The 13,993-nt window shown below is 71.2% G+C and carries 13 protein-coding genes; 10 read left to right on the top strand and 3 right to left on the bottom strand.

From position 1 onward, the window contains the following. Nucleotides 1-20: 20 nt before the first annotated feature. From ACIRS4_RS23965 to ACIRS4_RS23945, 5 genes are read left to right on the top strand one after another with little or no spacing between them, the layout of a single operon-like run. Nucleotides 21-647 carry a TlpA family protein disulfide reductase gene (locus tag ACIRS4_RS23965; RefSeq protein WP_404199374.1) on the top strand — a complete coding sequence of 209 codons (627 nt, stop codon included), beginning with the start codon at nucleotides 21-23 and terminating at the stop codon, nucleotides 645-647. Between the two features lies 1 nt (nucleotide 648). After that, on the top strand, nucleotides 649-1,422 hold the full coding sequence (locus ACIRS4_RS23960; RefSeq protein ID WP_404199372.1) for a cytochrome c biogenesis CcdA family protein: 774 nt from the start codon (nucleotides 649-651) through the stop codon (nucleotides 1,420-1,422). 3 nt (nucleotides 1,423-1,425) lie between these two features. After that, complete coding sequence (locus ACIRS4_RS23955) at nucleotides 1,426-3,219, top strand: cytochrome c biogenesis protein ResB (protein ID WP_404199370.1); 1,794 nt, start codon at nucleotides 1,426-1,428, stop codon at nucleotides 3,217-3,219. Beyond that, nucleotides 3,216-4,295: a c-type cytochrome biogenesis protein CcsB gene (gene ccsB, locus ACIRS4_RS23950; RefSeq protein WP_404199367.1), complete on the top strand. Its 1,080-nt coding sequence runs from the start codon at nucleotides 3,216-3,218 to the stop codon at nucleotides 4,293-4,295. The genes ACIRS4_RS23955 and ccsB overlap by 4 nt, the downstream gene beginning before the upstream one ends. Nucleotides 4,296-4,348: 53 nt before the next feature. Next, nucleotides 4,349-4,804, top strand: a complete 456-nt coding sequence (locus ACIRS4_RS23945) for an SRPBCC domain-containing protein (RefSeq protein WP_404199365.1) — start codon at nucleotides 4,349-4,351, stop codon at nucleotides 4,802-4,804. A 56-nt stretch (nucleotides 4,805-4,860) separates the two neighbouring features. Here ACIRS4_RS23945 and ACIRS4_RS23940 read toward each other — a convergent pair whose 3' ends face one another. From ACIRS4_RS23940 to ACIRS4_RS23930, 3 genes are all read right to left on the bottom strand, one after another. Continuing rightward, on the bottom strand, nucleotides 4,861-6,432 hold the full coding sequence (locus ACIRS4_RS23940; protein ID WP_404199362.1) for a hypothetical protein: 1,572 nt from the start codon (nucleotides 6,430-6,432) through the stop codon (nucleotides 4,861-4,863). Continuing rightward, nucleotides 6,432-8,552: a hypothetical protein gene (locus ACIRS4_RS23935; protein WP_404199360.1), complete on the bottom strand. Its 2,121-nt coding sequence runs from the start codon at nucleotides 8,550-8,552 to the stop codon at nucleotides 6,432-6,434. The genes ACIRS4_RS23940 and ACIRS4_RS23935 overlap by 1 nt, the downstream gene beginning before the upstream one ends. Nucleotides 8,553-8,659: 107 nt before the next feature. Continuing rightward, entirely contained in the window at nucleotides 8,660-8,980 is a 321-nt protein-coding gene (locus tag ACIRS4_RS23930) for a PLD nuclease N-terminal domain-containing protein (RefSeq protein WP_404199358.1), read from the bottom strand. Nucleotides 8,981-9,098: 118 nt separating this feature from the next. On the opposite strand from ACIRS4_RS23930, the gene ACIRS4_RS23925 reads away from it, so the two are divergent. From ACIRS4_RS23925 to mqnE, 5 genes are all read left to right on the top strand, one after another. After that, nucleotides 9,099-10,550, top strand: a complete 1,452-nt coding sequence (locus ACIRS4_RS23925) for a menaquinone biosynthesis decarboxylase (protein WP_404199355.1) — start codon at nucleotides 9,099-9,101, stop codon at nucleotides 10,548-10,550. Next, nucleotides 10,547-11,452, top strand: a complete 906-nt coding sequence (gene mqnP / locus ACIRS4_RS23920; protein ID WP_402158669.1) for a menaquinone biosynthesis prenyltransferase MqnP — start codon at nucleotides 10,547-10,549, stop codon at nucleotides 11,450-11,452. Before ACIRS4_RS23925 ends, mqnP begins: the two co-directional genes overlap by 4 nt. 51 nt (nucleotides 11,453-11,503) lie before the next feature. Continuing rightward, on the top strand, nucleotides 11,504-12,172 hold the full coding sequence (locus ACIRS4_RS23915) for a UbiX family flavin prenyltransferase (RefSeq protein ID WP_404199352.1): 669 nt from the start codon (nucleotides 11,504-11,506) through the stop codon (nucleotides 12,170-12,172). Nucleotides 12,173-12,237: 65 nt separating this feature from the next. Beyond that, nucleotides 12,238-12,693, top strand: a complete 456-nt coding sequence (locus ACIRS4_RS23910; protein WP_404199349.1) for an Lrp/AsnC family transcriptional regulator — start codon at nucleotides 12,238-12,240, stop codon at nucleotides 12,691-12,693. A gap of 50 nt (nucleotides 12,694-12,743) precedes the next feature. Next, nucleotides 12,744-13,907: an aminofutalosine synthase MqnE gene (gene mqnE, locus ACIRS4_RS23905; RefSeq protein WP_356681711.1), complete on the top strand. Its 1,164-nt coding sequence runs from the start codon at nucleotides 12,744-12,746 to the stop codon at nucleotides 13,905-13,907. Nucleotides 13,908-13,993 lie beyond the last annotated feature (86 nt).

Genomic DNA, 13,993 nt, shown 5'->3' with positions numbered 1-13,993 from the left:
GGGCATGCGAAACTTTTCACATGAGTGCCGCCTGCCGCGCCCCCCGCAGCTCGAGGAACCGGATCCGTACGCGCCGCGCCGCCCTGACCGCCGGCGCCGCCGTCGCGGCGCTGTTCGTGTCCGCGTGCACCTCCGGGGGCACCTCGGGCGGGGGCGGCGACACCAACTTCATCATGGGCGCGGACGGCGTCGCGACCGCGAAGAAGGGGGAGCGGGCCGAGGCTCCCGACCTCTCGGGCGCGACCGTGGACGGCGGGCAGCTCGCCGTCTCCTCCTTCAAGGGCAAGGTCGTCGTCCTGAACGTGTGGGGCTCCTGGTGCGCCCCCTGCCGTGCGGAAGCGCCGAACTTCGAGAAGGTCTACAGCGACCTCAAGGGCCAGGGCGTGCAGTTCGTCGGCATCAACACCCGTGACCCCGAGGTCGACAACGCCCGCGCCTTCGAGAAGCAGCAGGGCGTGACGTACCCCAGCCTGCACGACCCGACGGGCAAGCTGATGCTCCGCTTCAAGAAGGGCACGCTCAACCCGCAGGCGATCCCCTCCACCCTGGTCATCGACCGGGAGGGGAAGATCGCCGCCCGCTCGCTGTCCCCCCTCAGCGAGGAGAAGCTGCGCGCGATGATCTCCCCGGTCCTCGCGGAGAAGTGACGTGAGCACGGTCACGACGCTCGCCGCGGTGGGCGAGCCCAACCAGACGGTGATGAGCGGCGCCCTGCTCGTCGCCCTGCCCGTCGCCCTGCTCGGCGGCCTCGTCTCCTTCTTCTCGCCGTGCGTCCTGCCCCTGGTCCCCGGCTACCTGTCGTACGTCACCGGCGTCACCGGCACCGACCTCGGCGAGGCCCGGCGCGGCCGGATGGTCGCCGGCGCCTCCCTGTTCGTCCTCGGCTTCACGGCCGTGTTCGTCTCCAGCGGCGCCCTGTTCGGCTACTTCGGCGCGACGCTCCTGGAGAACCAGGACGTGCTGACCAAGGTGCTGGGCGTGCTCATGATCCTCATGGGCGTCTTCTTCATGGGCCTGATGCCCTGGATGACCCAGCGGGAGTTCCGCTTCCACAGGAAGCCCGCCGCCGGTCTGGCCGGCGCCCCGCTCCTCGGCGCGCTGTTCGGCATCGGCTGGACGCCGTGCATCGGCCCGACCCTCGCCTCGGTGCTGGCCCTGTCCTCGCAGCAGTCGAGCGCGGGGCGCGGCGCGATACTGACTGTCGCGTACTGTCTCGGCCTCGGCGTGCCCTTCGTGCTGGCCGCGGTCGCCTTCCGCAAGGCGCTCGGCGCCTTCGGCTGGGTCAAGCGCCACTATGTCTGGGTGATGCGGATCGGCGGCACGATGATGATCGTGACCGGTCTGCTGCTTCTTACCGGCGTCTGGGACAGTCTCGTGCAGGACATGCAGTCCTGGTCCACCGGCTTCACTGTGGGGATCTGATCCATGAGCAAGACGACCGTCGGCGAGCAGACCCCGGCCGCCCCCGACGACCAGGGCCTCGGCGCGGCCGGCTCGCAGCTGTCCACCGCCCCGACCGAGACGCTCTCGGGCGCGCCCGCGCTCGGCGTCGTCGGCTGGGCCCGCTGGTTCTGGCGGCAGTTGACCTCGATGCGGGTCGCCTTGCTGCTCCTGCTGCTGCTCGCGCTCGGCGCGATTCCCGGCTCGCTGATCCCGCAGACCGGCACCGACCCCACCAAGGTCGCCGACTTCCTCAAGGAGAACCCGACCCTCGGGCCGGTCTACGACAAGCTGGGCCTCTTCCACGTCTACAGCTCGGTGTGGTTCTCCGCGATCTACCTCCTGCTGTTCGTCTCCCTCATCGGCTGCATCATCCCCCGCACCTGGCAGTTCGTCGGCCAGCTGCGCGGCCGCCCGCCGGGCGCGCCCAGGCGGCTGACCCGGCTGCCCGCCCACACCACGTGGCGCGCGGGGGGCGAACCGGAGGAGGTCCGCGAGGCGGCCCTCGTCCTGCTGAAGAAGCGCCGCTTCCGCGCCCACCTCGCCGGTGACGCGGTCGCCGCCGAGAAGGGGTACCTGCGCGAGGTCGGCAACCTCGCCTTCCACATCGCGCTCATCGTGATGCTGGTCGCCTTCGCCTGGGGCCAGTTGTTCAAGATGGAGGGGAACAAGCTGATCGTCGAGGGTGACGGGTTCTCCAACACTCTCACCCAGTACGACGACATCAAGTCCGGCACCCTCTTCAGCACCGACGACCTGGAGCCGTTCAGCTTCACCCTGAACGACTTCACGGGCACCTACGAGGTCTCCGGCCCCAACAAGGGCACCCCGCGCACCTACCAGGCGGCCCTCACCTACAGCGTGGGCGCCTACGGCAAGGACGAGAAGACCGTCGTCAAGGTGAACCACCCCCTGGAGATCGGCGACTCGAAGGTCTACCTCACGGCCCACGGGTACGCCCCCGCGGTCACCGTCCGGAACGGCAAGGGCGAGGTCGTCTACCGCGACGCTGTCCCCCTGCTGCCACTCGACTCCAACGTCACGTCCTCCGGAGTGATCAGGGTCCTCGACGGCTACCGCGACGCCAAGGGCAAGAGCGAGCAGCTCGCCTTCCAGGCCTTCCTGCTGCCGAGCTACGCCAAGGGCAACGAGGTGTCCTCGGTGTTCCCGGCCCTGCTGAACCCGGTGCTCAACCTGGTGCCGTACCACGGTGACCTGGGCGTGGACTCGGGCATCCCGCAGAGCGTGTACCAGCTCGACAAGAGCCACATGAAGGCGTTCAAGGACGCCAAGGGCCTGCAGATGCGGGAGAACCTCAAGCCCGGGGAGACCCTGACGCTGCCGGGCGGCGCCGGTTCGATCACCTACGACGGCACCAAGGAGTGGGCGAACTTCCAGGTCACCCAGCAGCCGGGCAGCGGCTGGGCGCTGGGCGGCGCGCTCACCGCGATCTTCGGCCTGGCCGCCTCCCTGTTCATCCAGCGCCGCAGGGTGTGGGTGCGTGCGGTGAAGGGCGCCGACGGCGTGACGGTCGTGGAGATGGCCGGCCTCGGCCGCAGCGAGTCCGCGAAGCTCCCCGAGGAGATCGGCGACCTCGCGGGACTCCTCTACGACCAGACGCCCGCCGCACCCGACCCCGACGACGACCCCGGCGGCCCTGAAGCCGCCTCCGGCCCTGACGCCGACCCTGAGCCGACCCCGGGGGCCGCCCCCGAAGCCGCCCCCGGCTCCCCGACCCCCCACCCCCGAGCCGTACCTGCCGAAGGGCTGGAGAAGTGACTCTCGCCGCCGCCACCAACGAGAACCTCGCGAACGTCAGCAACACGCTGATCTACTCCGCGATGGCCGTCTACACCCTGGCCTTCTTCGCGTACATCGCCGAATGGCTCTTCGGCAGCCGCAGCAAGGTCGGCCGCACGGCCGCCGCGCTCACCGCCGACGCCAAGGAGGCGAAGGGCCCGGCCGTGACCGTGAAGAAGGCCGGCGGAACCGCCGTGCTGGAGCGACCGAAGGTCGTCGTCCGGTCCGCGGCCGGCGCGCGAGACGTGCCCGACGGGCCGGGCGCGCACGGCGGGGACGAGCAGGGCGACCTCTACGGCCGCGTCGCCGTCTCCCTCACGGTGCTCGCCTTCCTCGTCGAGTTCGGCGGGGTGCTCACCCGGGCCCTCTCGGTGCAGCGCGCCCCCTGGGGCAACATGTACGAGTTCAACATCACCTTCTCCACGGTGGCCGTCGGCGTGTACCTCGCGCTGCTGGCGCTGCGGAAGAACGTGCGCTGGCTCGGCCTGTTCCTGATCACCACCGTGCTGCTGGACCTGGGCCTCGCCGTGACCGTCCTCTACACGGCGAGCGACCAGCTGGTCCCGGCCCTGCACTCCTACTGGCTCTACATCCATGTCTCCACCGCGATCTTCTGCGGCGCGGTGTTCTACGTCGGCGCGGTCGCCACGATCCTGTACCTGTTCAAGGACTCCTACGAGAGCAAGCTCGCGAGCGGCGGCACCCCCGGCCGGTTCGCGAACTCGGTCCTGGACCGGCTGCCGGCCGCCGCCTCCCTCGACAAGTTCTCCTACCGCGTCAACGCGGCCGTCTTCCCGCTGTGGACGTTCACGATCATCGCGGGCGCGATCTGGGCGGGTGACGCCTGGGGCCGCTACTGGGGCTGGGACCCCAAGGAGACCTGGTCGTTCATCACCTGGGTCGCCTACGCCGGCTATCTGCACGCTCGCGCCACCGCCGGCTGGAAGGGCCGCAAGGCCGCCTACCTCGCGCTGATCGCCTTCGCCTGCTGGCTCTTCAACTACTACGGCGTCAACATCTTCGTCAGCGGAAAGCACTCCTACTCGGGGGTGTGACCACCGGCCCCCCAAGGGGTGCGTGAGGTGTCTGTCGGGGTCAGGCTGGTGTCATGAGCGGTTCGATCGAGCAGGGCACCAGCCAGACCCACGGCGACATCCGCATTTTGCACTTCCTGGTGCGGCTGCCGCGGACCATGGAGGCGGTCTGGCCGGCGTTCACCACCCCGGAGGGGCTCGCGCAGTGGTTCGGGCCCGTCGACGTGCTGGAACCCCGGTACGGGGGCGTGATCGGGCTGCCGGGCCTGGGCGGCGGACAGGTCACCGCGTGGGACGTCGACCGGGTCGCCGAGTACACGGTGGAAGGCGGCGGCCGGATGCGGTTCCACCTGGAGCGGGACGGTGAGCGCGGGTGCGCCCTCCGGTTCACCTACGAGTTCCAGGGCGGCGGCGACGACGAGGACGACGCGGCAGGCACCGCTCGGGCGGGGGAGCCCGAGGGCGGGAGCGAGCCCGGCTGGAGAGCGCGTTTCGAACGTCTGATCGAGCACATGGAGCAGGTCCCCTAGACCGGTCGAGGGTCCTCGACGCAGGCCCCTCGAACGGACCCTCCAGGACAGGTCCGCTACGACGGCGGCAGGCACTCCTTCGCCGGCGGTCTCCCCTCCGGCCAGGCGATGCGGACGAAGCGGGAGGCGCCCTGCGGGGTGAGCTCCACGATCGGCACGGCCTTGTCGTACGGGTTGCCGTGCACGTCCAGACAGATCCACCCGCTCGCCCCGCTCACCCGCAGCGAGCCCTTGACCTGCGGCCACTGGAGGCCGACGTCCGCGAGGGACGGCACGGTCCCGCCGTCGGGAGTGGCCTCCCGGATGCCGTGGACGGCGAGGCGCAGCGCGTCGTACGCGATGATCAGCTGCCCGTCGTCCAGGGCGGTGGGCCCGACCGGGCCGACCGGCTCCCGGACGGCGCGTTCCAGCAGCGAGGTCAGCGCCGCGGCGTCCCGCGCCGAGCCGCCCGTCGCCGGGGCGCCCTTCGTCCAGGCGTCCGGGTGGGCGAGGGCGGTGTAGCGGACGGAGAGGTTGCGGGTGAGGGCGGTGCGGTCCAGTTGGCGGTCGCCCGTCAGGTAGGAGCCCTCGTCGCCGGTGAGCAGGGTGAACCGGCGGTCCTGGCAGCCGCGGCCGCCGAGCGCGTTGATGAACTGCCGCAGCTGGGTGTGGCGGCCGGCGAACAGAATGGTGTCGGTCTCCGGCGAGGTGTCGCACACGAGGTGGGTGATCTGCCGGAAGGTGTTCGCGGTCGTGCCCTCCTGGGAGCGGTCGGCGGGCGGCGTGAACGGTTGCGGCTCGTAGGGGGAGCCCTTGATCAGCGCGGCGAACGACGTCTGCAGCGTCCGGGTGTACGGATCGCCGGGCTTGTCGTACACCAGCAGCGCCCGCCCCGCGGTGACCTTCGCGAACGAGGCCAGTGCGCGCGCCTCGTCGGTGTTGGTGGGGGAGACCCGGGCGAGCCCCGGGAAGGGGTCCTTGCCGCCGTGCCCGTTGGCGAGGTCGTCGGCGGTGATGGACGCGCCGATGACCGGGATGCCCCGCCGGGTCAGCTCCGCCACGGCCCGTTTGTTGTCCTCGGTGCTCATGCCGACCCCGGCGACCGCGCGCAGCCGCTCCGGGCCGGTCGTCATCCGCTCCAGCTGGTCCACCAGGCGCTCCCAGTGCGCGCTGGTCGCACCGGGGTTGGCGAGCACCAGCCGGATCGCCGGGGCCTGCCCGTTGGAGGTGTGGTTGGCCTCCGACTGGGCGAGATAGGCGCCCTGCACCTCGTGCAGGATGTCGCTGAGGGTGGAGGCGGTGGTGGCGGTGTACGGCATCATCAGCGCCACCGTCACGTAACTCCCCTCCTTCAGCCGGTCGTTCTCCCGGTCGATGGCCCGCACCGCGTCCCGGAACTGGGGCCGCCCGAAGTCGTACGCGGTCGACGTCACGCCCACGCACTCGTCGCTGCCCTCGGGGCGGGACACGCCCGGCGCGCAGGAGCGGTCCTCGCGGGTGAGCGCCCGCGCCGCGAAGAACGCGCCGGTGACCAGGGCGGCCGCGACCAGCACCGCGACATAGCGGTAGAGGCGGATCTCCCAGATCTCCCGCAGCCACCGCCCGAAAGAACCTCTGCCGCCGCCGGAATCTCTGCCGCCGTCAGCCATCACGCCTCCCCGTCCCCGTCCACGTCATCGGCGTCGTCGTCCGCGGGGACGCGCAGGGGGCGGCCCGCGAGGGCGTCCCGGTGCCAGGACCGGGACGCCGCGAACAGCAGTGCGCCCCCGGCGGGCCGCAGGTCGGACAGTTGCAGCAGTTCGAACCGCAGCCGGTCGCACACCGTCGCCTCGGGCGGCACCAGCGGGTCGGTCAGCTGCCACACCGCGTGCAGCAGCCGCCGTACGCGCAGATGGAGGGCGGCGTCCACGCCGTGGGGCGGCCGCTCGTCCCCGTCCGTGCGGCCCAGGGCGATCGCCGACCGGCGGTCGTCGTCGCGGGCCGGGAAGCAGGGCGCGGAGGCGAGGAAGGCGAGCGTGCCGAGCCAGGCCCGGGTGTCCAGCGTGGGGAAGGTGTCCCGCAGATGGGCCACCGCGCCGGCGGTGTCGCCGAGGGCCAGTTCGTGGTGGAGCCGGTAGCGGGCGTGGGACGGGTCGGCGTCGCCCTCAAGGCCGGGCGTGTAGTGCCGGATCAACGTCTCGTGCACCTCCCGCCACTTGGCGCGGTCGGCGTTGCGGTGGTGCAGCCGGAGCAGCAGCAGGGTGCGGACGAAGGGGTCGCCGACGAAGTGGTCCGGCCGCCCCGCGAGTCCCTCCGCGGCGAGCCGCGCCCGCAGGGACCGTACGCCCGACGAGCCGAAGTCGTCGGGAAGTTGCGCGGCGGCGAGGGCCACGGCGGAGTCGTGGTCGTGGGCGGCCGCGAGGACGGTCAGCTCGTCGAGGCGGTCGGCGGGGACCAGCCGGGTGAGCAACTCCGTGTAGGCGGACCGTCCGTCGTCGGTCTGGTCCTCGGTGAGTTTGATCCGAGCGGTCAGCAGCCGGCCCAACGACGATGCGCGGTCAGGGTGTTGTCGGGCAGCGGCGGCGGTGAGCACGATGCCGAGCGGGTTGCCGCCGGTCAACCGGTGCACCGCGTGCGGAAGTCGAGGTGGCACGACGACGTCGTCGCAGACCGCGCCCACCATGTGCAGGGTGTCGTCCGGGGACAGCGGCGGCAGCGGCACCAGCAGCGCCCGCGAGGACGGCGACGAGCCCGGCGTCCAGCCGGTGGCGCGGGCGACCTCCGCGAGCTCGCGCCGTACCGCGTCCCGCAGCGAGGGGGGACCGGTCCCGCGTACGGTCGCCGCCCACACCACCTGGTCGGCGATCCCCTCGGCCCGGTCCCGCAGCACGGCGTCCAGCAGCCCCGGGCCCGGCCCGCCGCGCGCGTTGTCCAGCAGGATCAACGGCCGCCCCAGCCGCCGCAGATGGGAGCCGAGCCCCGAGTACGCCTCGGCCAGGTCGGCGAGCAGCGCCCGCACCAGCCAGCGCTCGGCGTGCTCGCGGGACGCGCCGCCGGCCCGGAAGTTCCCCGCGAGCAGCAGCAGTCCGCGCTTGGCGTTGCCGCCCGCGTTGGGGTAGGCGCGGTACCAGGTGGCCGGTTTCTGCTCCTTGCGGGAGGTGACGCCCTCCGACAGCGCCTCCAGCGTGGCCTCGATGGCCGCCGCCACGAAGGCGCCCTGGCCGCTCGCCGTCGAGACGACCTGCACCGCGACCCGTGCCGCCCACCGCCCGGCCATGCTGAACCGCGAACCCCGCTCGTTCAGCAGCAGGATCCGGGTCAGCTCCCGCCGGATGCGCTCCGAGTCGCCGCGTCCGCTCCAGTCGCCGGCCCGCACCGCCACCAGGCCCGCCGTCAGCCGCGGGAAGGTGAGCTGCCCGGCCGCCTTGACCGGCTCGGTCAGCTGCTCGGCCAGCACCAGCAGCGCCTGCCAGACGGGGGACCAGGACTCGGGGCTCTCCGCGTGCGGCGGGCGCGCGAACTGCTCGTCCTCGCAGTCGATCAGCGCGGCCGGCGTCCGCTTGCGGGTCTCGCCGCCCCGCAGCCGCTCGGTGTACGCGCCGAGGATCTCGGCGAGCACCGCGCTCTTGCCCGCGCCCCGGCCGCCGGCCAGCACCAACAGGGGCGGCCCGCCGGGGTGTTCCACCCGCTCCGCGTGATGCTCGTACGGCCGTAGCCCCACCAGCCGCGACACCAGCCCGGCCGGCTCGACGTCGAACAGCGCCCCCCGTCCGTACAACTGTCCGTGCACCGCACCTCCCCCGTGGCCGGTCTACGACGCCAGGGTAAGGAGGGAGTGTTGATGTGTGCCAGACCGCGTGAGGCCCGCCGGGTGCGGCCCGACGGGTGAGAACCGCGTCAGGACTGCTCGCCGTCGTCCTTGCGCCGCTTCTTCTCCTCCTCGTCCAGCGACTTCAGGAACTCGGGGTTGTCGTCGGGTGCGACCCACCCTCCGCGCTGCCGGCCGCTGCGGACGCCCGACCAGCCCTCGGCGGCCGGGCTGCGCTTCTTGCCCGCGATCAGCCAGGAGATCGAGCCGACGAGAGGGAACAGCAGCACGAGGATCGCCCACAGCGGCTTGGGCATGTGGCGGATGTCGTCGTCCTTCGTGCTGATGCAGTCGATGAACGCGTACACGCTCAACGCCAGCGGCACCAGGAACATCAGTACCCGGAGCATGGGGGCCTCTCAGAGCAGTCGTGGTCGGGGCCGCGGTCCGAGGGCCTTGCGCAGGTGCAAGGACCCCTGAGGGCCCCAGGTACTGGGTCAGGGTAGCCGCTCGGGGATACTTGGCCCCATGGCTTACGACGATCTTCGCTCCCTGCTCAGGGCCCTGGAACGCGAGGGCGACCTCAAGCGCGTCAAGGCCGAGGTCGATCCGTACCTGGAGGTCGGGGAGATCGTCGACCGGGTGCAGAAGGCCCAGGGCCCCGCGCTGCTCTTCGAGAACGTGAAGGGCTCCGCGATGCCCCTCGCGATGAACGTCTTCGGCACCGACCGCCGGCTCCTCAAGGCCCTCGGCCTCACCTCGTACGCGGAGATCAGCGAGAGGATCGGCGGTCTGCTCAAGCCCGAGCTGCCGCACGGCTTCGTCGGCGTCCGCGAGGCCTTCGGCAAGCTCGGCGCGATGGCGCACGTCCCGCCGAAGAAGGTGAAGGACGCCCCCGTGCAGGAGGTCGTCCTGCGCGGCGACGAGGTGGACCTCGACCGGCTGCCCGCGCTGTTCACCTGGCCCAAGGACGGCGGTTCCTTCTTCAACCTGGGCCTGACCCACACCAAGGACCCGGAGAGCGGAATCCGCAACCTCGGTCTGTACCGCCTCCAGCGCCACGACCGGCGCACCATCGGCATGCACTGGCAGATCCACAAGGACAGCCGCAACCACTACCAGGTGGCGGCCCGCCGCGGCGAACGCCTCCCGGTCGCCATCGCCTTCGGCTGTCCGCCCGCGGTCACGTACGCCTCCACCGCCCCGCTCCCCGGCGACATCGACGAGTACCTCTTCGCCGGGTTCCTCGCCGGCAAGCGGATCGAGATGGTCGACTGCAAGACCGTGCCGCTCCAGGTGCCGGCGCAGGCGGAGGTCGTCCTCGAAGGCTGGCTGGAGCCGGGGGAGATGCTCCCGGAGGGCCCCTTCGGCGACCACACCGGCTTCTACACCCCGCAGGAGCCGTTCCCCGCGCTCACCATCGACTGCGTCACCATGCGCCGCCGCCCGCTGCTCCAGTCGATCGTCGTCGGCCGCCCCCCGACGGAGGACGGCCCGCTCGGCCGGGCGACGGAGCGCTTCTTCCTCCCGCTCCTGAAGATCATCGTCCCGGACATCGTGGACTACCACCTGCCCGAGGCGGGGGGCTTCCACAACTGCGCGATCGTCTCGATCGACAAGAAGTACCCCAAGCACGCGCAGAAGGTCATGCACGCGATCTGGGGCGCGCACATGATGTCGCTGACCAAGCTGATCGTGGTCGTCGACTCCGACTGCGACGTCCACGACCTGCACGAGGTGGCCTGGCGCGCCCTCGGCAACACCGACTACGCCCGCGACCTCTCCCTCGTCGAAGGGCCGGTCGACCACCTCGACCACGCCTCCTACCAGCAGTTCTGGGGCGGCAAGGCGGGTATCGACGCCACGAAGAAGTGGCCCGAGGAGGGTTACACCCGCGACGGCGGCTGGCCCGACATGGTCCTGTCGGACCCGGAGACGGCGTCCCTGGTGGACCGCCGCTGGAAGGAGTACGGGCTGTGACCTCCGCCTCCGCGGCGCTCCCGCAGCAGCCGGGACGCACGAAAGCATTCCTGCGCCTGGTGATGATCGAGCACTCGGTCTTCGCGCTGCCCTTCGCCTACATCGCCGCCCTCACCGCGATGTTCCAGCTGGACCGCAACGTCCACTGGGGCCGGCTCGCGCTGGTCACCGTCTGCATGGTGGGCCTGCGCACCTTCGCCATGGCGGTCAACCGGATCATCGACCGTGAGATCGACGCGCGGAACCCGCGCACCGCCGGGCGCGAGCTCGTCACGGGCGCGATGTCGGTGCGGCACGCGTGGACGGGCGCGCTGATCGCGCTGGCGGTCTTCCTGGGCGCGGCGGCTCTGCTGAACCCGCTGTGCCTGGCGCTCGCCCCGGTCGCCGTGGTGCCGATGGTGGTCTACCCCTACGGCAAACGCTTCACGAACTTCCCCCAGGCCATCCTGGGGGTGGCCCAGGCGATGGGCCCGATCGGCGGCTGGCTCGCGATCACGGGGGAGTGGTCGTGGGACGCGGTGATCCTGGGGCTCGCCGTGGGTGTCTGGATCGGCGGTTTCGACCTGATCTACGCCTGCCAGGACGTCGAGACCGACCGCGAGATCGGCGTCCGATCGGTCCCGGCCCGCTTCGGCGTCCCGGCGGCGATCTGGGGAGCCCGCGTCTGCCACGCGATCACCACGGCCCTGTTCGTCTGGTACGCCCTCGCCACCGGCGCGGGCGCGTTCTTCTGGCTGGGCCTGCTGATCGTCGCCGGCGCGTTCGTCTACGAGCACACCATCGTCCGCCCGCATGACCTGTCCCGGGTGAACAGGGCGTTCTTCTCGGTCAACGGTTTCATCGGCATCGCCTTGTTCGTGTGCGCGCTGCTTGATCTCGCGGTGCGGGGTCTGACCGTCTGACCACGCGCCCACCGGTACGCTCAAGGTGTGAACGCAGGAGAAACGCAGCGCGTGCCTTGGATCGTGGGGGTCTCCGGGGCGTCCGGTACGCCCTATGCCGCCGCTGTCCTGCGGGCGCTGCTCGCCGCGGGCGAGAGTGTCGACCTGGTGGTCAGCCGGGCCTCGCGGCTCACGCTGCTCGACGAGACGGGGATCTCGTTCCGGGACGCGCACTGGCGGGACGACCTGCGCGAATGGCTGGCGCGCGGCGCGGACGGCAAGCCGGACGCCTTCGACGTGAGCCTGGACGCAGTGCGGTACTGGGGCGCGGGGGACCTGGCGGCGGGGCCGTCCTCCGGGTCGTACACGACGAAGGGGATGCTGATCGTCCCGGCGTCCACGGCCTGTGTCGCCGGGGTGGCCGTCGGGCTGTCCAAGGACCTCCTCCAGCGCGCGGCGAGCGTGACGCTGAAGGAGCGCCGGCCGCTCGTCGTCGCCGTACGGGAGACCCCGTTGAACGGGCAGACGCTGCGGCACCTCGTGGCGCTCGACGACGCGGGCGCGAGCGTGGTGCCCGCCTCCCCCGCCTTCTACGCGGGCGCGACCCACATCCAGGACCTGGTCGACTTCGTCGCGGGCCGGGTGCTGGACGCGGCGGGCGTCGGGCACGGGCTGTACCGCCGCTGGGAGGGCGAGCTCGGCCGGGCTCTGGGCGGCGGCAGCGGAACCCGCACGCCCTGAACGCCATCTGAGCAAGTCGCAGTACGACTCATCACTTCAGGAACTCTTTCGGAAGGCTCGATCGCATGGACGCGGTGGACAGGCAGCTCATCCAGGCCCTGAGGGAGAACGGCCGGGCCTCGTACGCGGAGTTGGGGCGCCTCGTCGGCCTGTCGGGACCCAGCGTCACCGACCGCATCAACCGGCTGGAGGCGGCCGGCGTGATCACCGGCTACCGCGCGACGGTGGACGCCGCCTCCCTCGGCCTCGGCGTGACCGCCCTCATCGGCATCTCCCTCTCCGACGCGGCCGACCACGAGGACGTGGCCGCCCGGATGAAGGACCTCAGTGAGATCGAGGACTGCTGGTTCATCGCCGGCGACGACTCCTTCATGCTCAAGGTGCGGGCCAACGACGTCGACGGCCTGGAGCGGATCATCCGGCGGTTGTCCGGGACGAAGGGCGTCTCCCGGACCCGCACCACCATCGTGCTCTCCACGAAGTGGGAGAACCGGGTGGGGGAGCTGCCCGAAGAGGTCTAGGACCACTGCGGGCGTACGGTGTACGAAGTCTGTCTACGAGAGGGATGATCATGGACGTCGGGCTCAAGCGCGAGCTGGAGGAGAAGGTCCGCTCCGGCGAGCGGCTGACCCGCGAGGACGGCATCGCACTGTACGAGTCGGACGACCTGGCCTGGCTCGGCGGCCTCGCGCACGAGGTGCGGACGCGCAAGAACGGCGACGTCGTGCACTTCAACGTCAACCGGCACCTCAACATGACCAACGTGTGCACGGCGTCGTGCGCGTACTGCTCCTTCCAGCGCAAGCCGGGGGAGAAGGACGCGTACACGATGCGCATCGAGGAGGCCGTCAAGCTCGCGAAGGCGATGGAGTCGGAGAACCTCACCGAGCTGCACATCGTCAACGGCCTGCACCCGAACCTGCCGTGGCGCTACTACCCGCGCTCGCTGCGGGAGTTGAAGGCCGCCCTCCCGGACGTCTCGCTCAAGGCCTTCACGGCCACGGAGATCCACCACTTCGAGACGATCAGCGGTCTGTCGGCCTCCGAGATCCTCGACGAGCTGATCGACGCCGGTCTGGAGTCCCTCACCGGCGGTGGCGCGGAGATCTTCGACTGGGAGGTGCGCCAGCACATCGTGGACCATCGCACCCACTGGGAGGACTGGTCCCGCATCCACCGCCTGGCGCACGAGAAGGGTCTCAAGACCCCGTCCACCATGCTCTACGGGCACATCGAGGAGCCGCGCCACCGCGTGGACCACGTGCTGCGGCTGCGGGAGCTCCAGGACGAGACGGGCGGCTTCCAGGTCTTCATCCCGCTGCGCTACCAGCACGACTTCGTGGACATGCAGGACGGCAAGGTCCGCAACCGCCTCCAGGCCCGCACCCAGATGGCGACCGGCGCGGAGGCCCTGAAGACCTTCGCGGTCTCCCGCCTCCTCTTCGACAACGTCCCGCACGTCAAGGTCTTCTGGGTCATGCACGGCGTGCAGACCGCGCAGCTCGCGCTGCAGCACGGCGCGGACGACATGGACGGCTCGGTCGTCGAGTACAAGATCACCCACGACGCGGACAACTACGGCACGCCGAACAAGCTGACCCGCGAGGACCTGCTGGACCTCATCCGCGACGCCGGCTTCCGCCCCGTGGAGCGCAACACCCGCTACGAGATCATCCGCGAGTACGAAGGCCCCGACCCTCTCCTGCGCGAATCCCCCCAGCCGATGCGCGTCTGAAGCCCGGGAGAAGGGTGAGCCGCTCCAGCCCGTCCGGGGGCTGGGGGCGGCAGCCCTCAGGGAGGGGCGGGCAAGGGCGGCGGGGG

Source organism: Streptomyces sp. NPDC101166 (assembly GCF_044768125.1).
Classification (GTDB): domain Bacteria; phylum Actinomycetota; class Actinomycetes; order Streptomycetales; family Streptomycetaceae; genus Streptomyces.
Note: the sequence above shows the minus strand (reverse complement) of the source record. Positions and strands in the feature narration are given on the sequence as shown.

Bases quoted from the DNA above. Each gene is read 5' to 3' on its own strand.
- ACIRS4_RS23930 (WP_404199358.1), bottom strand. From the start codon at position 8,980: ATGCTCCGGGTACTGATGTTCCTGGTGCCGCTGGCGTTGAGCGTGTAC.
- ACIRS4_RS23965 (WP_404199374.1), top strand. From the start codon at position 21: ATGAGTGCCGCCTGCCGCGCCCCCCGCAGCTCGAGGAACCGGATCCGT.
- ACIRS4_RS23945 (WP_404199365.1), top strand. From the start codon at position 4,349: ATGAGCGGTTCGATCGAGCAGGGCACCAGCCAGACCCACGGCGACATC.
- ACIRS4_RS23925 (WP_404199355.1), top strand. From the start codon at position 9,099: ATGGCTTACGACGATCTTCGCTCCCTGCTCAGGGCCCTGGAACGCGAG.
- ACIRS4_RS23940 (WP_404199362.1), bottom strand. From the start codon at position 6,432: ATGGCTGACGGCGGCAGAGATTCCGGCGGCGGCAGAGGTTCTTTCGGG.
- ACIRS4_RS23910 (WP_404199349.1), top strand. From the start codon at position 12,238: ATGGACGCGGTGGACAGGCAGCTCATCCAGGCCCTGAGGGAGAACGGC.
- ACIRS4_RS23955 (WP_404199370.1), top strand. From the start codon at position 1,426: ATGAGCAAGACGACCGTCGGCGAGCAGACCCCGGCCGCCCCCGACGAC.
- mqnE (WP_356681711.1), top strand. From the start codon at position 12,744: ATGGACGTCGGGCTCAAGCGCGAGCTGGAGGAGAAGGTCCGCTCCGGC.